A 19,094-nucleotide genomic window follows, 5' to 3' on the forward strand; every position below is an offset into this window, starting at 1 on the left:
AACCATTCAAAAGTTAACAGACTATGAAAAATAAATATCAGACCAAAGAAAGTGCTGAAAAAGATAAAACATTAAAGGCATATATTGATAAAGCAGAAGCTTCTAATGAGAAATTTAGAAAAGCCGAAGATGCCGACATTGCAAAACAAAGTAAGGCTTTGAGTGAGTTAAATCAGTGGTTAACTAAAGAAATTGAAAAAGATAATTCTCCACCAAAAAGAATCAGAACGGTGACTTTTGATTCAAATGAAAGCAATCCGACCAAGAAAGCTAGATCAGAAAGCTCGGAGGAAATTCTGCATAAAATGGGAGAAACTCTCTACGCACAGATGGTTGTTTTAAATAGAGCCGTTAATAACGGAAGCATTGGCGAGCAAGTCTCCGAACAATATCGCAAAGAGATAGAGAGTTCCGTAAAAAGTTTCAGTTATGCTCAAAAAGTAAAAGATACAAAAAGTTTGGGGTTGCTGAAAAAAAGACCGGTCAGCGAAAACGGAGCAAGGTCGTTTGTCGATTTAACGCAAGACTCCGACAGCGAAATATCTATAGGTTAATACTTGATAAAATTATCTTGGAAAGCTTGTCTGCGACATCTTTTTTTGACATTTTATCCCATGTTTCTATATTGCATTTTGATACTAACGAAACGGTGTTCGTCTCGGAGCCGAAAACTCCTTTACTAACGTCATTAGCAAGTATGTAGTCGCAACCTTTATTGATTAGTTTTGTCTTGGCATTTTCAAGCAGATTTTCAGTTTCGGCAGCGAAGCCTACTACAATTTTTGGACGCATTTTATGGTTACTTATTGTCTTTAATATATCCGGTGTCTTTACAAATCTGATATCAAGATAATTTTTATCTGATGTTTTCTTCATTTTTTGAGAGTGTTTCTGTTCGGGTTTCCAGTCACAGACGGCGGCAGCACTCACAAAGATATCTGCAGGTAGTGAATTTTCAACCGACGTTAGCATCTCTTCTGCCGATTCCACGCTAATTACATTAACATTCTCAGGTGGCGGAATATTTACCTTGCCGGATATCAAGGTAACATTGACACCATTTTCCTGTAGTGCTTGTGCTATAGCGTGTCCTTGCTTACCCGAAGAATCGTTTGTTATGTAGCGTACAGGGTCAATCCGTTCAATGGTAGCACCGCTTGTAACTATGGCTTTAAGCATTATTGAAGTAATCCTCTACAACTTTTATGATATTTTCAGGCTCTGCCATTCTACCCTGTCCTTTTTCACCACAAGCAAGCTCTCCCGATTCCGGCTCAATTAGCCTCGCCCCGTCTCCAAGTAATAGGTTAACATTGCGTTGTACAGCATTGTTTTTCCACATTAAATGATTCATTGCAGGTGCTATAAATATGTCTTTGTCAGATGCAAGTAAAATGGTGCTTGCAAGGTCATCGGCAAGACCGTTTGCCATTTTTCCGATTATATCGGCACTTGCCGGAGCTACTAATATCAAGTCTGAATCTCTTGAAAGCCTGATATGCCCCATTTCAGTTTCGTCTTTTAGGCTAAATACATTGTCATAAACATTATTTTCGCTAATTGACGCAACGGACATAGGTGTAACGAACTGTTTTGCACCGTCTGTTAACACGCATGTTACATCAAAAGTTTTTTTCCTTAAAAGCCTTATCAATTCCAATGATTTATAGGCAGCAATGCTTCCTGTTATAATAAGTAATATTTTTTTGTTCATAATATTAACTTGCTTCAACGAATTTTTTCATTAACAATAGGTCTTATTTACAACATTTTTATTACTATGTATATGAACTTTTGTAAGTTTTTAGCCATCATTATATTATTTGCCGGCAATGCAAGTGCTGAAGAATTAAAAGCTCTTGATGTTTTACATATAAATAATTCAAAAAAAGAGCTTATAAGGTTTGATGTTGAATTAGCCGATACCGAGGAAGAACAGATAAAAGGTCTGATGTACCGTACATCAATGCCGGAAAATCAGGGAATGTTGTTTGTTTTCAAGCAGCCAAAAATAGTTAATATGTGGATGAAAAACACATTTATTCCGCTGGATATTTTATTTATTAATGAAAATGGCGTGATAAAAAAAATCGTTAAAAATGCCACACCACATTCATTAAAAACATTATCATCGGACGTTAGTGTTATTGCGGCACTTGAAATAAATGCTATGATGACCGAAAAGCATTTTATTGAAGTTAATGATGTGGTTTTGCATCCGTTTTTTAATAATATTGAAGATTTGAATGTTAATTAAACGTATATTAGGCAGTAAAACATCGAAGGTTGCAAAGGTTGCTAATAAGTTTCTGGTGGTTTTTGTTGTATCTTTTATATTCTGGGCTATCGGTCTGAATGTTTTTGTCAAAAACATTCCTATGGAAGCCGAGGACAAAGAGAGCCAAACCGATGCAATAGTTATACTGACAGGCGGCACTCAAAGATTTGAGGAAGGCTTAAAGCTGTTAGCTCATGAGAAAGCCGGAAAGCTATTTGTGTCAGGAGTCGGTGAAGATGCTACATTGCCTAACCTGCTTTTACTATCAGGATATGTTCCGGCTAGCATAAGCAGTATTGCCAAAAATATCGAGTTGGGATATGCGGCAAAAAGCACTAAAGGCAACGCTGAAGAAGTATATCAATGGGTTGTCGGTAACGATATAAAAAGCATTAGACTGGTAACGGCAAATTACCACATGGCAAGAAGTAAAATAGAGTTTGACAGAAAAATGCCTGACATAAAAATAATACCCAATCCTATATTGCCCGATCAGTTCCGGTTGGAAAAATGGTATCTGAATCCGGTAATGAGGAAGGTAATAATTTCCGAATATAATAAATATCTTGTTACAAAAATAGGATTTTCGGTATAAGCTATGATAATAATACGTTCCGTTTTATTTAATATATACTTCCCGTTATGGACATATACATTAGCAATTGTAGCTTCGCCTTTTTATCTGGCTCCACAACATATAGCCTCAAAGATAGGTCATATATGGTCTACGGGAATTATGATAGGTTTGAAATATATTTGCGGTATAACTTACGAAATACACGGGTTGGAGAATCTCCCCAAAGAGCCTTATGTAATTGCCTGTAAACACCAATCGGCATGGGATACGGCTATATTTTTGAAGCATATAAACGGTCCGGCATATATTTTAAAAAAATCCTTGTTGAACGTACCTTTATTCGGTAGGTACTTAAAAACCATGTGTATGATACCTGTTGACAGGGAGGGAGGGTCTGCCGCATTAAAACAGTTACAAAAAGATGTAAATGACAGGTTGGAAAAAGGGCGTTGTGTAATAATATTCCCTGAAGGCACAAGGACGGCGGTAGGCGAAAGAGTTAAGTATCAGCCCGGAATTGCCTTTATATATAAGGATATGAAGCAGAACATACCTGTTGTACCCGTTGCCCTAAATTCAGGAAAATTCTGGGGGCGCAACTCGTTTAAAAAGAATCCGGGTGTTATAAAAATGCATTACCTAGAGCCTATATATCCGGGACTGGACCGGAAGGAGTTCATCAAAAAACTTGAAGATACGATTGAAACTAAATCGGCACAGTTGTAGTAATGTCTGCTATAAAAAACAGAGAACTTCTTAAGCGTGGCAGGAGTTATTTAACAGAATTTATTGAAATAATTATCTGTATCGGTTAACTAATCCGATGATAATTTTATAAAGTAATCTTTAACATCCTTTGTTGACCAGTCAAACTCGCCATATACCCTTGCTACTTCAAAGCCGTCCTTGTTTACTATAATAGTTGTGGGTAACGCTCGAAGTTTTAGTGACCGGAAAGATTCACCGTTATTATCCAAATATATACCGAGGTTTTTTATATTCGTGTCCGTATAGAATTTTTTTACGGCATCTATCCCTTTAAAATCAACCGATATGGGTATTACCTCGGCATTTAATCCCGATATATTATCATGCAGCTTTGACAATGACGGCATTTCTTGAACACACGGCACGCACCATGTTGCCCAAAAATTAATTAAAACAACTTTACCCGAATAGTCGTTTAAGCTATTAATATTGTTGTTTTCGTCTACAAACTGAATGTCGTTAATTGCTATTGGCTCTTTATGCTCATAATCTGCCAGACTTTTTGCAATTACTTTTTGGCTTGATAAAACAATAATAAATATGAATAAAACAATTTTTTTGTACATATGTTGATACTTAAATTAAACTTAATACACGATACATTATAGAGTATAAAGGTCTATAGGGCAAAAGCTATGATAAAAACAAATAAAAATCCGTTATGGGGAGGTCATTTTGATAACGGCCCTTCCGAGATAATGGAAAAGATAAACGAATCTATTAGTTTTGACAAAAAGCTGTATGAATATGATATAAAAGGTTCGATTGCCCATTGTGATATGCTGGTAAAGAAGAAAATACTCACCCAGCCCGAAGGCAAAATGATTGTAAAAGGTCTTAACCAGATTAAAAAAGAGATATACAGAGGGAAGTTCGTATTCAAAACTCAGCTTGAAGATATTCACATGAATATAGAATCCCGTCTTCACGACATCATCGGAGATGTTGCCGGAAAGCTGCACACCGCCCGTTCAAGGAACGATCAGGTAGCAACCGATTTCAGGCTGTATGTAAGGGACGCACTGGACGTTACGGAGGCAACTTTAAAGAATCTGCAAAAAGCACTTATTAAACGTGCTAATGAACATTCTTCAACAATAATGCCCGGATTTACCCACCTTCAGACCGCCCAGCCTGTTACCCTTGGTCATCATTTGATGGCTTATGTCGAGATGTTCGGCAGAGATAGGAGTCGTGTAAAAGACGCTCGTAACAGAATGAACGAATGTCCGCTAGGGGCTGCGGCACTTGCGGGAACTTCCTTCCCTATTGACAGGAAGGCAACGGCAAAATCATTAGACTTTAAATGTGCTACCGCAAATTCTATTGATTCTGTTTCCGACAGGGATTTTGCACTGGAATTTCTAAGTACCGCATCAATTATATCCATGCATTTATCAAGATTGGCAGAAGAGGTAGTTATCTGGTCGAGTGCCGATTTTAATTTTATAAAACTTTCCGATGCGTTTACGTCGGGAAGTTCGATAATGCCGCAAAAAAGAAACCCTGATGCCGCAGAATTAGTAAGGGCAAAAAGCGGCAGGATATACGGCTCGTTATTTGCCCTTTTAACTGTGATGAAAGGTCTTACCCTCACTTATAGTAAGGATATGCAGGAGGATAAAGAGCCTGTGTTCGATGCGGCGGAAAACCTTTCTTTATGCATAAACGCTATGGCAGGTATGATAACGGATATGAACGTAAATAAAGAAAAAATGAAGGAGGCGGCAGGTAGGGGATATTCAACCGCTACCGATTTAGCGGACTGGCTTGTTCAGAATTTGGGAATTCCTTTTAGGCAATGTCATTCAATTGCCGGAAGGGTCGTAAAACTGGCGGAAGAAAGGGGGTGTAAATTAGAAGAAATCCCTCTTGAAGATATGCAGCAGATAGAGCCTAAGATAACTGAAGGTATTTTAAAGGTTTTAAGTGTCGAAAGCTCCGTTAAAAGCCGTACAAGCTATGGCGGAACCTCTCCTGAAAATGTAGAAAAAGCTATAAAAGAGGCAAAGAAGAAATATGAATTATAAAAAATTATTAGCAGTATTATTTATTTGTTTTACGGTTTGTTCTTGTGGAATAAAGGGTGATTTGTACTTACCTGATGACAAGCAAGAGGAAAGCGGCAAATAACACAAAAAGAGGCAAAGGTGACAAAAGGAAAAAAAGATAATTACAAGGTTCTGGCATTAAAATACAGACCTGATAATTTTGATGACCTAATCGGTCAGGAAGTTTTGGTGCGTACTATAACTAATGCTATCAAAACAAATCGTATAGCCAATGCCTTTTTACTTACGGGTATAAGGGGAGTCGGTAAGACTACTACGGCTCGGATTATTTCCCGTGTTTTAAACTGTGTAGGTAAAGACGGCAAAGGCGGTGCTACCGCAAGCCCATGCGGGGTGTGTGTTAATTGTATAGAAATTAAGGAAGACAGACACCCGGACGTACTCGAAATGGACGCTGCAAGCCATACAGGGGTTGATGATATCCGTGAGATAATTGACAATTCCAGATACTTGCCGACTACTGCCCGTTATAAGATATATATTATTGACGAGGTTCACATGCTTTCAAAAAATGCGTTTAACGCATTATTGAAAACATTAGAAGAACCCCCTTCCCATGTAAAATTTATTTTTGCCACAACCGAGATACGCAAAATTCCTGTTACAATTCTGTCAAGATGCCAGCGTTTTGATTTAAGGCGGATTGATAATGAGATACTCGTTCCGTTCCTGCAAAAAGTATCGGAAAAAGAAGGGGCTGATGTTGATAAGGAAGCCATAGAGATGATAGCCCATGCATCGGAAGGCTCGGTGCGTGATTCGCTTTCATTATTAGATCAAGCAATTTCACATTCAGGCGACAAGATTACCGCCAAGATGGCACAGGATATGTTGGGTCTTGCCGATAAAGGCAAAATAATCGATATATTCGATTTTATTGCTAAGGGTGATATTGAAAATGCTCTTGGTGCATTGAAAGATTTATATGATGCCAGTGCCGATCCTGTTTTAGTCCTGAATGACTTACTGGAGTTTTCTTATATCGTTACAAAGCTGAAAATTATTCCTAATCTGAATGCTACGGGTTTTATTCCTGAAAATGAATTTAAAAGAGCAAAAGAAATAGCGGAAAAACTTGACATGCCTTATCTTACGAGATGTTGGCAGATGTTATTAAAAGGGCTGAATGAGGCAAAAACCGCTCCTAACACATTTAATGCGGTTGAAATGATAATGATACGCCTTGCTCATTTATCAAACCTCCCCTCACCTGCTGCCCTGATTAAGAAAATGCAGAACTCCGATTCTCCCGCTCCGACAGGCGGAGGAAGTAAAACAGGCGGTTCTTATGGTATGCAGTCAGCACAACATGCTTATCAGCCTCAGTCAATGCCGCAAAATGAGGTTGAAGGCGAGCCTGTTGCTTACATTCACAACTTTGAAGAACTAGTTGAATTGTTTAAAATAAATAAAGAAGCGTTAATTCATAGTTGGCTGGTATCAGATGCGAGCTTGATAAGCTTTAAACAAGGCAGACTGGAATTGAGCCTTACAGCCGAAATACCTTCTGATTTTCCACAGCGTGTCAGTGGGCATTTAAGAAACTGGACAGGACAAAACTGGGTTGTTGTAGCCTCAAATAAAGCAGGCGCACCAAGTTTGCTGCAACAAAAGATAAATGAAGAAAAAAATCTTAAAAAAGAACTATCCAAGCACCCTAATGTTAATAAAATACTGGAATTATTCCCCGGTGCGTATATAAGTAAAGTAGAGGAAAAATAGTATAAAAGGGCAAAACTCATGAACATTCAACAAATGATGAAGCAAGCACAGAAGATGCAGAAAAAAATGGAAGAGATGCAACAGCAGCTTGCCCAAAGTGAATATGAAGGTACATCAGGCGGCGGTTTAATTAAAGTTACGGTTAGCGGCAAAGGAGAGCTGAAGAAATTAAAGATAGACCCTTCGCTAATTGACCCTGAAGATCCTGAAGTTCTGGAAGATTTAATTGTTGCCGGTTTTAACAATGCAAAAAAAGACGCCGATGATGCACAATCGGAAGCCATGTCCGGTGCTATGGGCGGAATGGGGCTTCCTCCAGGTTTCAAGATGCCTTTTTAATTAGGTTTTGTCTGCTCTCTTTGGGATAAAACCAATTTTCTTATAAGGTATATATGCAGGATAATGACATTGAGAAATTAATATATTTACTGGGCAAACTTCCCGGTCTTGGCAAAAGATCTGCAAGGCGTGCCGTATTACATCTTGTTCAGAACAAAGAATCTCTAATGATTCCCTTGGCTGATTCTATAGCGAGTGCCGCCGATTCAATAAAAATCTGCGATGAATGCGGAAATGTCGATAGCTCCAACCCATGCCACATATGCACAGACCCCAAAAGGCAAAATGATAATATATGTGTAGTAGAAGAGGTTTCAGACCTTTGGGCAATTGAACGCAGCAATATGTATCGCGGGACTTACCACGTTCTGGGAGGAACATTATCAGCGATAGACGGTCGTGGACCTGCGGACTTGAACATTGAGAAACTTATCATAAAAGCTTCAAATGACGATATAAACGAAATCATTTTAGCGACAAACGCAACTGTTGAGGGGCAAACTACGGCTCATTATATAACCGAGCGTTTAAAACATCTGAACATACAAATAACTCAAATAGCCCATGGTATTCCGATGGGCGGAGAGCTTGAATATCTTGATGACGGAACACTTGCCACGGCATTAAAAGCGCGACGCTCTTTTTGAGTTTTCAGTTAATTACAAGTAATAAGTATTAGATAAACATAAAAAAAGAAGAAAATGAAAGGCATTATTTTAGCAGGAGGATCGGGAAGCAGACTAGCCCCGATAACAAGAACAATAAGCAAGCAGGTTATTCCGCTTTACGACAAGCCTATGATTTTTTATCCGCTATCAACCTTAATACTGTCTGGTATAAAAGACATATTAATAATAAGTACGCCACGTGATTTACCATCAATTGTAAGATTATTGGGTGACGGTTCTAAATTAGGTATATCCATATCATATAAAGAACAACCAAAACCGGAAGGCATTGCACAGGCGTTTTTAATCGGTGAAGAATTTATAAACAACTCCCCTGTGTGTCTTATTTTGGGTGATAACGTTTTTTATGGACAAGGCTTGTCTAATAAACTTAGCGAAGCTTCAAAGTTAAACAAAGGTGGGCTTGTATTCGGCTATCACGTAAAAGACCCTGAACGCTACGGCGTTGCCGAGTTTGATAAAAATAAAAAAGTCATCTCTATTGAAGAAAAACCCAAACAACCAAAATCAGCATGGGCAGTAACAGGCTTGTACTTTTATGACTCACAGGTCGTTCAAATAGCAAAAAACTTAAAGCCGTCAGCACGTGGCGAGCTTGAAATAACCGATGTTAACAACGAATACCTGAAAAAAGGTCAGTTGAATGTCGAGCTATTCGGGCGAGGAATGGCATGGCTTGATACGGGTACGCCTCAATCGCTGCTAAATGCATCAAATTTCGTCCATACCGTTGAAGAACGCCAAGGGCTAAAAATAGGCTGTATTGAAGAAGTTTCATACAGAAAGAATTTTATTGATAAAACACAGCTTATGGCTTTAGCAGGTGAATATAAAAACAATGAATACGGTGAATATTTGAACCGGTTAGCCAATGAATAAAAAATATATAATCATCGGAAAAAACGGACAAGTAGGCTCTAATCTTGTCCGGCTTTTGGGAAATAACGCAATCTCATATTCACACAGCGATTGTGACTTTAAAAACCTAACGCAAGTAACTAATTTATTAAAAGAAACCGACATTAAGGCAATCTTTAATGCTTGTGCCTATACAAATGTAGATGCCGCTGAAACCGAGTATGACGAAGCAATTGCCGCCAACTGTGAAATACCCGACACGCTGGCAAAATTTTGTAAGGAAAAAGACATACCGCTTGTGCATTACTCAACAGATTATGTGTATAGCGGCGATGGAACGGCTCCCAATAAAGAGGAAGATGCCCCCTCCCCTTTGAACAAATACGGGCAAAGCAAGCTAGACGGGGAAAAACGAATAATTGCAAGCGGCTGTAAATACCTGATATTCAGAACCTCGTGGGTATATGACCTACATGGAAAGAATTTCCTTACCACCATGCTACGCCTTGCCAAAGAACGTGAGGGCCTATCTATAGTATCAGACCAAGTCGGTTCGCCGACATATGCACTAGACCTAGCGGAAAAATCTATTGAAGCATTTGAAAATGCACTAAAAAAAGATTCGTTTCCATCGGGTGTATATAATTTATGTAATAGCGGCGAAACAAACTGGCATGAATTTGCCGAAAACATTTTTGATAATGCCAAAAAGCATGGTATTGCTTTAAAAATAAAAGAGGTAAAAAAAATAACCGCTTGTGAATATCCGACTCCCGCAAAACGCCCTTTAAATTCAAGATTAGATTGCAGTAAGGCTAAATCTGTACTAAACACTCAAATGCCCGATTGGAAAGACAGCTTAGAAAAGTGCATGGAGAAATTAATTGAAAATACAAACAACACCGATAAAAGACCTGTTAGTTGTTGAACTTGACGTTCATGGTGATGAGCGTGGCTTTTTTGTGGAGCGTTTCCATTTTGAAAAATTTTCGGAACTTGGATTACCGACAATTTTTCCGCAAGACAACCACTCCCGTTCCGCCCCTAACGTACTTCGAGGAGTTCATTACCAACACACACCTGCACAAGGCAAATTAGTCGGAGTAATAAGGGGCAGAATTTGGGACGTTGCCGTTGATATACGCCCTGAGTCTGAAACATTCGGGCAATATTTCGGCATTGAACTTGATGATATTAACGGCAAATTGCTATGGATTCCTGCCGGATTTGCACATGGCTTTTGCGTACTATCCGATGATGTTGCAGACGTATATTATAAAGTAACGTCCGCCTATAATCCGCAAGGTGAATCGGGCATTGCATGGAACGACCCTGAATTAAGTATTGACTGGCCGCTAAAAAATCCGATAATTTCAACAAGAGATACAAAACAACAAAGTTTTAAACAATATAAAAACAATCTTCCCGACCGGAATTAACATAATAATTAATTGAATTTTAATGCAAAAAGATATGACTGATACGCAGCAATCAGAGTATAGTGTTAGTGTGGTTATGCCCTCATACCATACCGGCCCTGTGATTATACGTGCCATAAAATCAGTTCTGTCGCAAAAGTATTTGAAAGAGCTTATAATAGTTGATAACGGCAATTCGGATTATGTACGTGGAAAAATAGAGGAATATTCGCTAAAGCATGATGCGATACATATAATATCGGGACAGGGAAATATCGGCTTTGCAAGGGCGTGTAATTTAGGTGCGCATGAAGCTAAGGGGAATTATCTGCTTTTTTTAAATCCTGACTGTATATTGCCTACAAATTCATTCCAAAAAATCATAAACGAAATAGAAAAAGATGATGATGTGTGGTTGGCAGGGTGTAAGCTTGTCAACCCTAACGGCAGCGAACAAAAGGGTAATCGTCGCAACTTACTGACTTTCAAAAGCCTTGCGGCAGAATGGTTCGGTTTACACCGATTTTTGAATATACCGAGATTCGAACTGGGTAAAACACATATATCAAACAAGAATAATTATGTACCTGCCATATCAAGTGCGTTGATGATGATATCACGGGATAAATTCAATCAAATCGGCACTATGGACAAAAGCTACTTTGTGCATATTGAAGACCTCGACCTTTGCTTTAAGGTAAACCAGATGGGAGGAAAAATAGCGTTTTTATATGAGCTGGAAGTAGTACGGTACGGAACTAGCGATGATATTACCAAATTAAACTTGAATAAACATCGAGCAAAAGGTCTGGCATATTATTTTAGAAAAAATTTTAACGGGGCTTATTTTCCGGGTGCTATATTACTCATATGGATAATAATATATCTTCGCTTTTTCTTTCAGGCATCATTTTATTTGCTCAAGAAAATAAAAAATAAATTCTGTAATCCGTTCCTGACCAAAGACGAAATAAAATGCTATAAATCCTTTGTTGAAAGCTATAAGGAATTTGAAAAAGAATGCAAAGATATACCCAAAGACTCTAAATACAATATCTCTAACCGCTCACCCGTACTAATCACCGATACGGAGTCTGAAACGGGAATATCAATTTTACGGAGATTGTTAGCTGCTAATATTGATGTGGTTGCACTATATAAAAACAATTATATAGACATATACCACCCAAAATTAGTATGGATAAAGTCCGATATAAATAATAAAAATTTGGATTTGCCAAAAAACACTACGGTGAAAACGGTGTTTTATACGTCGAATTTTGATTATATCGCACCGTTTTTAGAAAAATTTGCGGCAATAGGCACAAAAAGAATAATCATCTGCTGTCCGCTAAATGCGTCCAATAAAAAGGATATCATTGAAAAGGACATATCACGCATCTGTAGCAAAAAAGAGATAGATTATACCATTTTAAAAACCCCGATAGTATATGGTCTGGGAGCGAATATATATTTTTCCCCGATTCATGAGTTTATTAAAAAATTCGGCAGATTTCCGGTTAAACGTTCTAATTTTAAGATATACTCGCCAATTCACGCAGATGACCTCGCTATATCAGCAATTAAGATACTAAATTTCAAAGAAACATATGGCAAGAGCTATAACCTTATCGGAAGTGATAAGGAGTTAAGCTATAAAAAAATGATTGAAAAGATTTTCAAGTCATTAAATAAAAAGCAAAAAATAAGCAACTCACGTTTTTGGTTACTTTTTTATAAACTTTATACAAAATTTACTAACTCAAAAGATATCAATACCGATATCCGAAAATATAAGGAAGAACGCTTTATAATAAATTCCGATGAGGCAAAAAAAGATTTTGATTTTTATGCGGGCAGTTTTCTTGAGGCATCAAATAAAGATTTAGGAATAGACAAAACATGACAATATTAATAACCGGTGCGGCAGGTTTTATCGGATACCACGTGGCAAAAAAACTGCTGGAACGTGGTGAAAAAATCATCGGCATTGATAACCTGAATGATTATTATGACGTAAATTTAAAAAAAGACAGGCTGGAACTTTTAAAGCAAAGCATTAATTTTGCATTTTATCACACTGATATATCAGGTGCAAACGTAATCAACGATATTGCAAGCAAGCATCGTGACATCAATAAAGTTGTTCATTTAGCGGCACAGGCAGGAGTGCGTTATTCTCTGGAAAATCCGTTTGCATATATTAACAGTAATCTTGTCGGTCATGCGGTTATATTGGAAATGTGCCGTAATTTAGATAATTTCGAGCATCTGGTATATGCAAGCTCAAGCTCGGTTTATGGTGGAAATACCAAATTACCGTTTTCAACTAAAGATTCGGTAGACCACCCTCTTTCATTATATGCGGCAACTAAAAAAGCTGATGAATTATTAAGCCATAGCTATAGTCATTTGTATAACATACCTACAACCGGATTGAGGTTTTTTACAGTTTACGGTTCTTGGGGCAGACCTGATATGGCAACGTTTTTATTCACAAAAGCTATATCTGAGGGAAAGCCGATAGATGTATTTAACAACGGTGATATGCGAAGAGATTTTACATATATTGACGATATAGTAGAAGGCACTATATCGGCACTTGATAATCCGCCATCGGGCAAGCCTCCTTATAAGGTTTACAATCTTGGTAATAACACTTCTGAGAACCTTATGGACTTTATCGGAATAATAGAAGAATCACTTGATAAAAAAGCTGAAATTAACTTTAAACCGATGCATATCGGTGACGTTAAAGAGACATATGCCGACATTGAAGATACTAAAAAAGATTTAGGATTTTCTCCTAAAACCACAATCAGGCAAGGTTTACCTAAATTTATCGAGTGGTATAAGTCTTATTATTCAAAATAGATGTTTTCATTATCCGAATTTTAATTATATTGTTATAGAAGACTCTGCAAAGGGCGGTAAAAACTCCCTCTCCCTTTGGGAGAAGGAACTAGGATTTGAACTTTACTACCTTTTGCAGAGGTTTTATAATAGAACCTGAAATAAGTTCAGCATTGCAAAAAATTATAAAAAACCAATTAATGGGATATTCCGTAAAAAATACAATTAAGGAACAAAATGAAAGCACAAAAAGTCGAACAAACCCTTCCAACTTGGGACTTATCAGCACTTTATCCGAGTAAAGAATCAGGTGAGTTAAAAAGCGATATAAAAAATGTCGAAGATAGAGCGAAGCGTTTTCAAAAAATATTTGAAGGAAAGATAAAAGGCTTAGACGGCAAAATGCTTGCATCTACAATAAGAGAATATGAGGAGATAGAAGAAACGCTGGGTCGCCTGCACAGCTTTGCTTATTTGCTTTATGCCGAGAACATATCTAGTCAGGAAAATTCCGCCTTCTACCAAAATATCTCGGAAAAAATCACGGAAATATCTTCTTTGATTTTGTTCTTTGAACTGGAGATAAATAAAATCAGCGATAAAGAGATGGATAAAAAACATTCCTCATCTTCAGAGCTTAAAAAATATCAGCCGTGGATTCGTGATGTAAGAGTTATGAAGCCTTACCAGCTATCGGACGAAGTGGAAAAAATTCTTCATGAAAAAAGCATAACAAGCCGTCAAAGCTGGCACAGGCTATTTGAAGAAACTATGGCCGATTTAAGGTTTCCGTTTGATGACAAAAAACTGACGGCAGCAGAAGTTATGAACTTTATGTCGTCAAAAAATGAAGATGAACGAAAAAAAGCCGCCAAGTCGGTTGGAAAAACTCTTGGAGAAAACATCAAGAAATTCGCCCTGATTACTAACGTTCTGGCTAAAGATAAAGAAATAAACGATAGGTGGAGAAAATTCTCAAAACCGATATCTTCAAGGAACTTGGCAAATCTGATTGAAGACGAGGTGGCAGAGGCATTAATCAACTCGGTAAAGAAAAACTATGAGAAACTCGGACATCGTTATTATAAAATAAAAGCCGGAATGTTCGGTAAAAAACAGCTTGATTACTGGGATAGAAACGCCCCCCTTCCTGATGATAAATCTGAAAAAATATCATGGAATGACGCTGTTGAAACAGTAATAGAAGCATATTCCGATTTCTCACCCGAAATGGCAAAGATAGGTAAACGCTTTTTTGATGAGAACTGGATAGACGCACCTGCTCGTGAGGGAAAGGACTCGGGAGCATTCTCGCACCCTACGGTTCCATCGGCACACCCTTACATATTAATGAACTTTCAGGGCAAGATACGTGATGTAATGACGCTCGCCCACGAGCTTGGACATGGCGTACACCAATATCTGGCAGCCGGACAAGGTGCTTTAATGGCAAGCACGCCTTTAACGTTAGCAGAAACTGCATCGGTATTTGGTGAACAGCTTACCTTTAGAAAGTTACTGGAAAGACAAACAAGCGAGCAGCAAAAGAAAATCATGATAGCTAACAAAGTTGAGGATATGCTCAACACCGTTGTACGTCAGATAGCATTTTGTGAATTTGAACGTCAGGTTCATGACGAGAGAAAGAACGGCGAAATACCGGCGGAAAGGCTCTGCGAGATTTGGCTTGGAGTTCAAAAAGAATCACTAGGTCCTGCTATAAAATATGACGATGAATACAAGTATTTCTGGTCATACATACCGCACTTTGTACATACTCCTTTTTATGTCTACGCATATGCATTCGGCGATTGTCTGGTCAACTCGCTATATAAAGTTTATCAGGATAAACCTGACGGATTTGTAGATAAATACATAGAAATGTTAAAAGCAGGCGGAACGCTACGCCATAAGGAATTATTAGAACCGTTCGGATTAGATGCGAGCAACCCTAAATTCTGGCAAGGCGGTCTGGATATTATTTCAGGCTTTATTGATGAGATTGAGTAATTTGCCCCTGCTTTAATTCACGTATTATAAAACGAGCCGGATTGACTGCGTCAATGATTTTTTTATCAACGGGTAACGGCTCGTTATTTATCATGCATGCTATAATTTCACCTGCAATCGGGCAGCCTGTTATTCCCCTTGAGCCAAACCCCGTTGACACATATAGCCCCTTATAGTAAGCCCCATCAGGATAATTCTTATTAACTTTACCGTGTTTTAAATCTGCATAATCTTTAAGAAACGACTCTCTGTCGGCAACCGCACCAATCATGGGTCTTCTGTCCGGTGAAGTTGAACGCAAGGCAGTTTTTGCCCCAACTATGCGGCAAGACTCGGCATTTATAATTTTATTTAAATTACGAGTGTTTATATCATTATCTTCAGAGGTAACATTAAGATTTAAATTCTCTTTATCGTATGTAGCTCCTATATAATTTATACCGTCAATTGTAGGTATGACATACCCACCTTCGTAACATAGTACTTTACCGGTTCTTATCTCATCTGAAATTACATGCGTCACCTGCCCTCTTACAGGAGTAAGAGGCAGCCGGTCGGTTTGTGAAAATTTGTTAGCATCATTAGAGTTCGCAATAACAACAACATCAGATTCGCAAATTATATTTCCGTCCTGACTGCTTACAGTCCACTTATTATTTCCTTCATATAGACTAAGTGCTTCCGAATTAAGTATTATTTCTACATTATCTTTATATGCTTGTATATTTGAGCGACAAAAATCAACAGGACTCAACCAGCCTCCTTGTTTAATATGCAGAACACCGTCTAAGAGTTTATGACCTATAACTTCGCTTGCTTGAGCGGCTGATAATTTTTCAATCAACTCTTTATTTATTACCAGTTCTTCAATGTTTTTGTTAACCTTGTCGGAGGATAACTCAAAAACACCGCATAGGTCTGATTTTACGTTAAAATGTTTTTTAAGTTCGTTTAGATGATTAACCGTATATAAGAATCCTGCAAGAAAGAATTTTCCTATGATATCATTTTTATGGGAAATAAGTGGACTTATTATAGCTGCCTCATTGCCTGATGCTTCGGCGGCGAGTCCGTCATTTCTTTCAATAAGTTTTACCCTCCAGCCTCTTTTTGCCATGCTATAGGCAACCGATGTACCTGCCAGACCACCGCCTATTACGGTAGCACATAAATTTTTATATTCCACGCACGGGATATTATACCAAGGTTGCTTCATTTCATGGTCAGAGCTTTATTATTCTCCAAATTTTTCCTTAAAATAACCCTTTATAAAAGTTGCCGAAGCAATATCCCTTGCCGTAAATCCGTTATTGTTCCTTATCTCTACATCGGCTCCGGCTTTAATAAGCAGCTTTACCACATCAAGGTTATGAGATATAGAAGCTCTGTGTAGCGGTGTATTGCCTTCTTTATTCTTTGCGTTAATATTAACACCTTTATTTATCAATAGCTCCACAACGTCCGGATAGCCATAATAACAAACTCTGTGTAAAGGAGTATTTCCCCTATCGTTGATTGCCTCTTTATCCGCACCGCATTTAATTAACAACTCAACAACATTTTTACAGCCGTGAGAGGCGGCTTTATGCAAAGCGGTGTTGCCGGATTTATTTCTTAAATTTACATCAACATTATAGGTAAGAAGGCATTCAAGGTTTTTAAGTCTACCTACCTCCGCAGCAATATGAATCGGTGCATTTCCCCTTTCATTAACCGCCGTAACATCTGCACCCGAACCAATCAGGGTTTTTATAAGATTAAAATCGGCAAATTCAGACGCTATGTGCAAAGGAGTGTTGCCGCAATTATCACTAGCATTGACATCACCTCCCATTTTCAACAAATAAGATACAAACTCATATTTATTATAACGAATAGCAACATGTAGGGCATCTGCACCCTTTTTATTAACAAAATTAATGTTCGCACCTTGGCTTATAATCTTTTCTAACTTAGCAAGCTCATTACCTGATGCAAGATACTTATGTAACAACGCAGTCTTCTCAATTACATTGCGTCTTGATGCTTCGAGTTGTTCCTTTTTTTTCTTTTCCAGTTCTTTTTTTATTGCCGCTTGTTGTTCTTCTTTGGTACTAGTATATATCATAATTTAACACCGCCTCCTGTTTTAATAATCGGAACTACTATCATCGGCACTATCCTCTTCAAAACGCTCTATCTCGAAGAAGTTTTGCGGTGCCGGAGAAACTATATAAAATTTACCGTCCCATATTTCAATAATAGCAAGCCCTCTTTCGGTTAACCCGTTTTCTTTAAAGCGGAATATACCGTCAATACCGACAAACCCTCTAGGATTTGTTAATGAGCGATTACTAAAATCCTGCCCCTTGGTTATCCTTGCTATAGTAGCTGTTAGTGCTATACCGTCATAAGCAAGGCTTGCCAGTTCATTTGGTTCATACCCGTAAATTTCTTTGAACTTGCCTTCAAATATCTCCCGTCGGTCCTTCGGAGGAGCGGCAAACCAGCTACCCTGCAATACCGGATTGTTTAATAAAGACTCTTCTTCCTGATACCAGTTAGAAGTGCCAAGCAATTTTATTTTTTCAGGGTCGTGTTTATAATTTGTTAAAAGCTCCGTAACCATAGAGAGATTTTCACCCCCCTGAGGCACTAATAAAGCCCTTGGGAATTTTATCGGGTTATCATTAAACTTCTTTAACTCCTCATTGTAATCCTTTGGCGGCTTAGTGTTCATCAAAGAATCAAATGCAGCATAAACATGAGATTTCAATCTTTTTGGTTCGCCCGACTTATCGGTTATAAATATTTCCGTTTTTAAAACCGAAGCCTCTTTGTTTCCTGAAACAGAATTTCTCATTTCTTTTGCCGCCGCCGCACCATAGGCACTGTTAGGAAGAACTGCGGCAAAATCCTCCATGCCTTTTTCCATAGCAAATTCAACAACACGCCTTATTTGCTGTTCGGGGCGGAATCCCATTGCAAATATGCCTTTATCCGCCAGCGTTTTGTCATTTGAGAATGAAACGATGCTAATGCCGTTTTCTTTTGCCTTATCGGCAACTGCTTGGGCAGATTTGCTGAATATCGGACCTAATATTATGTTAACATCATTTTCAATAGCCTTTTCAACAGCCTCAACAGCACCATAGGAGGTTCCCTTTGTATCGATAGGAACAAGTATAAGGTTAGGCTCGTTAATACCGAATAATGCCAACTGAGCAGAATCAAGCATGTTTTTTCCAAGTTCTTGATATTTACCGCTTAGAGGTACTAATAATGCAACTTTTACAGGAGGAAAACTTGCGAATCTTGTAAATACGCCAGTACTTTTCTCATCAAGCTGTTTGGGTGGCGGATATTTTTTAATTACGTTCTTTCTCTTAGCGTAGTCATCGTCAGGATAAGTATTTGCTGAAGGTTGCGGTATATCTGGACTATTAGGCTGATAATATGTATCATCAACAGTTGTACATGAAACAACAAAGATTAATAATAACAACAATATATTTCGCACAATAAACACCC

At 38.1% G+C, this 19,094-nt stretch carries 19 protein-coding genes and 1 pseudogene; 15 read left to right on the top strand and 5 right to left on the bottom strand.

The window, feature by feature from the left end; translation table 11 throughout:
* Positions 1-23: 23 nt before the first annotated feature.
* Complete coding sequence (locus tag O2942_09770; GenBank protein ID MDA0782536.1) at positions 24-554, top strand: hypothetical protein; 531 nt, start codon at positions 24-26, stop codon at positions 552-554.
* Here the strand turns inward: O2942_09770 and coaBC are convergent.
* Positions 544-1,714 (bottom strand): annotated as a pseudogene (gene coaBC / locus O2942_09775) (bifunctional phosphopantothenoylcysteine decarboxylase/phosphopantothenate--cysteine ligase CoaBC). The gene O2942_09770 and the pseudogene coaBC overlap by 11 nt on opposite strands.
* 72 nt (positions 1,715-1,786) lie before the next feature.
* Between coaBC and O2942_09780 the strand changes: the two are divergent.
* The 3 genes from O2942_09780 to O2942_09790 are packed head-to-tail and all read left to right on the top strand — an operon-like array spanning position 1,787 to position 3,581.
* Positions 1,787-2,257 carry a DUF192 domain-containing protein gene (locus O2942_09780; protein ID MDA0782537.1) on the top strand — a complete coding sequence of 157 codons (471 nt, stop codon included), beginning with the start codon at positions 1,787-1,789 and terminating at the stop codon, positions 2,255-2,257.
* On the top strand, positions 2,247-2,873 hold the full coding sequence (locus O2942_09785) for a YdcF family protein (protein MDA0782538.1): 627 nt from the start codon (positions 2,247-2,249) through the stop codon (positions 2,871-2,873). The genes O2942_09780 and O2942_09785 overlap by 11 nt, the downstream gene beginning before the upstream one ends.
* A 3-nt stretch (positions 2,874-2,876) precedes the next feature.
* Positions 2,877-3,581: a lysophospholipid acyltransferase family protein gene (locus O2942_09790; protein MDA0782539.1), complete on the top strand. Its 705-nt coding sequence runs from the start codon at positions 2,877-2,879 to the stop codon at positions 3,579-3,581.
* 89 nt (positions 3,582-3,670) lie between these two features.
* On the opposite strand, the gene O2942_09795 is transcribed toward O2942_09790, so the two are convergent.
* Entirely contained in the window at positions 3,671-4,189 is a 519-nt protein-coding gene (locus O2942_09795; GenBank protein MDA0782540.1) for a TlpA disulfide reductase family protein, read from the bottom strand.
* 69 nt (positions 4,190-4,258) lie between these two features.
* Between O2942_09795 and argH the strand changes: the two genes are divergently transcribed.
* From argH to O2942_09850, 11 genes are all read left to right on the top strand, one after another.
* Positions 4,259-5,653 (top strand): argininosuccinate lyase, encoded by a 1,395-nt coding sequence (argH, locus tag O2942_09800; protein ID MDA0782541.1) that lies wholly within the window; start codon positions 4,259-4,261, stop codon positions 5,651-5,653.
* Positions 5,643-5,756: a lipoprotein gene (locus O2942_09805; protein MDA0782542.1), complete on the top strand. Its 114-nt coding sequence runs from the start codon at positions 5,643-5,645 to the stop codon at positions 5,754-5,756. Before argH ends, O2942_09805 begins: the two co-directional genes overlap by 11 nt.
* Positions 5,753-7,417: a DNA polymerase III subunit gamma/tau gene (locus O2942_09810; protein ID MDA0782543.1), complete on the top strand. Its 1,665-nt coding sequence runs from the start codon at positions 5,753-5,755 to the stop codon at positions 7,415-7,417. Before O2942_09805 ends, O2942_09810 begins: the two co-directional genes overlap by 4 nt.
* 18 nt (positions 7,418-7,435) lie before the next feature.
* Positions 7,436-7,756, top strand: coding sequence for a YbaB/EbfC family nucleoid-associated protein (locus O2942_09815; protein ID MDA0782544.1), 321 nt, complete (start codon positions 7,436-7,438; stop codon positions 7,754-7,756).
* Between the two features lie 53 nt (positions 7,757-7,809).
* Positions 7,810-8,403, top strand: coding sequence for a recombination mediator RecR (gene recR / locus O2942_09820; protein MDA0782545.1), 594 nt, complete (start codon positions 7,810-7,812; stop codon positions 8,401-8,403).
* Between the two features lie 54 nt (positions 8,404-8,457).
* On the top strand, positions 8,458-9,324 hold the full coding sequence (rfbA, locus tag O2942_09825; protein MDA0782546.1) for a glucose-1-phosphate thymidylyltransferase RfbA: 867 nt from the start codon (positions 8,458-8,460) through the stop codon (positions 9,322-9,324).
* The gene (gene rfbD / locus O2942_09830; protein ID MDA0782547.1) at positions 9,317-10,231 is read left to right on the top strand and encodes a dTDP-4-dehydrorhamnose reductase; all 915 of its coding nucleotides are present in this window, start codon (positions 9,317-9,319) and stop codon (positions 10,229-10,231) included. The genes rfbA and rfbD overlap by 8 nt, the downstream gene beginning before the upstream one ends.
* On the top strand, positions 10,188-10,742 hold the full coding sequence (rfbC, locus tag O2942_09835; protein MDA0782548.1) for a dTDP-4-dehydrorhamnose 3,5-epimerase: 555 nt from the start codon (positions 10,188-10,190) through the stop codon (positions 10,740-10,742). The genes rfbD and rfbC overlap by 44 nt, the downstream gene beginning before the upstream one ends.
* Before the next feature lie 34 nt (positions 10,743-10,776).
* On the top strand, positions 10,777-12,627 hold the full coding sequence (locus tag O2942_09840) for a glycosyltransferase (GenBank protein ID MDA0782549.1): 1,851 nt from the start codon (positions 10,777-10,779) through the stop codon (positions 12,625-12,627).
* The gene (locus O2942_09845) at positions 12,624-13,595 is read left to right on the top strand and encodes an NAD-dependent epimerase/dehydratase family protein (GenBank protein ID MDA0782550.1); all 972 of its coding nucleotides are present in this window, start codon (positions 12,624-12,626) and stop codon (positions 13,593-13,595) included. The genes O2942_09840 and O2942_09845 overlap by 4 nt, the downstream gene beginning before the upstream one ends.
* 216 nt (positions 13,596-13,811) lie before the next feature.
* On the top strand, positions 13,812-15,584 hold the full coding sequence (locus O2942_09850) for a M3 family oligoendopeptidase (protein ID MDA0782551.1): 1,773 nt from the start codon (positions 13,812-13,814) through the stop codon (positions 15,582-15,584).
* Here O2942_09850 and mnmC read toward each other — a convergent pair.
* The 3 genes from mnmC to O2942_09865 are packed head-to-tail and all read right to left on the bottom strand — an operon-like array spanning position 15,565 to position 19,083.
* Positions 15,565-16,770: an FAD-dependent 5-carboxymethylaminomethyl-2-thiouridine(34) oxidoreductase MnmC gene (gene mnmC / locus O2942_09855; protein MDA0782552.1), complete on the bottom strand. Its 1,206-nt coding sequence runs from the start codon at positions 16,768-16,770 to the stop codon at positions 15,565-15,567. The genes O2942_09850 and mnmC overlap by 20 nt on opposite strands.
* Before the next feature lie 48 nt (positions 16,771-16,818).
* Entirely contained in the window at positions 16,819-17,691 is an 873-nt protein-coding gene (locus O2942_09860) for an ankyrin repeat domain-containing protein (GenBank protein MDA0782553.1), read from the bottom strand.
* Between the two features lie 21 nt (positions 17,692-17,712).
* Entirely contained in the window at positions 17,713-19,083 is a 1,371-nt protein-coding gene (locus O2942_09865) for a penicillin-binding protein activator (protein MDA0782554.1), read from the bottom strand.
* Between the last annotated feature and the right edge of the window lie 11 nt (positions 19,084-19,094).

The sequence above is a fragment of the Pseudomonadota bacterium genome, assembly GCA_027620075.1.
Classification (GTDB): Bacteria; Pseudomonadota; Alphaproteobacteria; order Rickettsiales; family UBA6187; genus 1-14-0-20-39-49.

Bases quoted from the DNA above. Each gene is read 5' to 3' on its own strand.
- O2942_09770 (MDA0782536.1), top strand. From the start codon at position 24: ATGAAAAATAAATATCAGACCAAAGAAAGTGCTGAAAAAGATAAAACA.
- O2942_09780 (MDA0782537.1), top strand. From the start codon at position 1,787: ATGAACTTTTGTAAGTTTTTAGCCATCATTATATTATTTGCCGGCAAT.
- O2942_09785 (MDA0782538.1), top strand. From the start codon at position 2,247: ATGTTAATTAAACGTATATTAGGCAGTAAAACATCGAAGGTTGCAAAG.
- O2942_09790 (MDA0782539.1), top strand. From the start codon at position 2,877: ATGATAATAATACGTTCCGTTTTATTTAATATATACTTCCCGTTATGG.
- O2942_09795 (MDA0782540.1), bottom strand. From the start codon at position 4,189: ATGTACAAAAAAATTGTTTTATTCATATTTATTATTGTTTTATCAAGC.
- argH (MDA0782541.1), top strand. From the start codon at position 4,259: ATGATAAAAACAAATAAAAATCCGTTATGGGGAGGTCATTTTGATAAC.
- O2942_09805 (MDA0782542.1), top strand. From the start codon at position 5,643: ATGAATTATAAAAAATTATTAGCAGTATTATTTATTTGTTTTACGGTT.
- O2942_09815 (MDA0782544.1), top strand. From the start codon at position 7,436: ATGAACATTCAACAAATGATGAAGCAAGCACAGAAGATGCAGAAAAAA.
- recR (MDA0782545.1), top strand. From the start codon at position 7,810: ATGCAGGATAATGACATTGAGAAATTAATATATTTACTGGGCAAACTT.
- rfbA (MDA0782546.1), top strand. From the start codon at position 8,458: ATGAAAGGCATTATTTTAGCAGGAGGATCGGGAAGCAGACTAGCCCCG.
- rfbD (MDA0782547.1), top strand. From the start codon at position 9,317: ATGAATAAAAAATATATAATCATCGGAAAAAACGGACAAGTAGGCTCT.
- O2942_09840 (MDA0782549.1), top strand. From the start codon at position 10,777: ATGACTGATACGCAGCAATCAGAGTATAGTGTTAGTGTGGTTATGCCC.
- O2942_09845 (MDA0782550.1), top strand. From the start codon at position 12,624: ATGACAATATTAATAACCGGTGCGGCAGGTTTTATCGGATACCACGTG.
- O2942_09850 (MDA0782551.1), top strand. From the start codon at position 13,812: ATGAAAGCACAAAAAGTCGAACAAACCCTTCCAACTTGGGACTTATCA.
- O2942_09860 (MDA0782553.1), bottom strand. From the start codon at position 17,691: ATGATATATACTAGTACCAAAGAAGAACAACAAGCGGCAATAAAAAAA.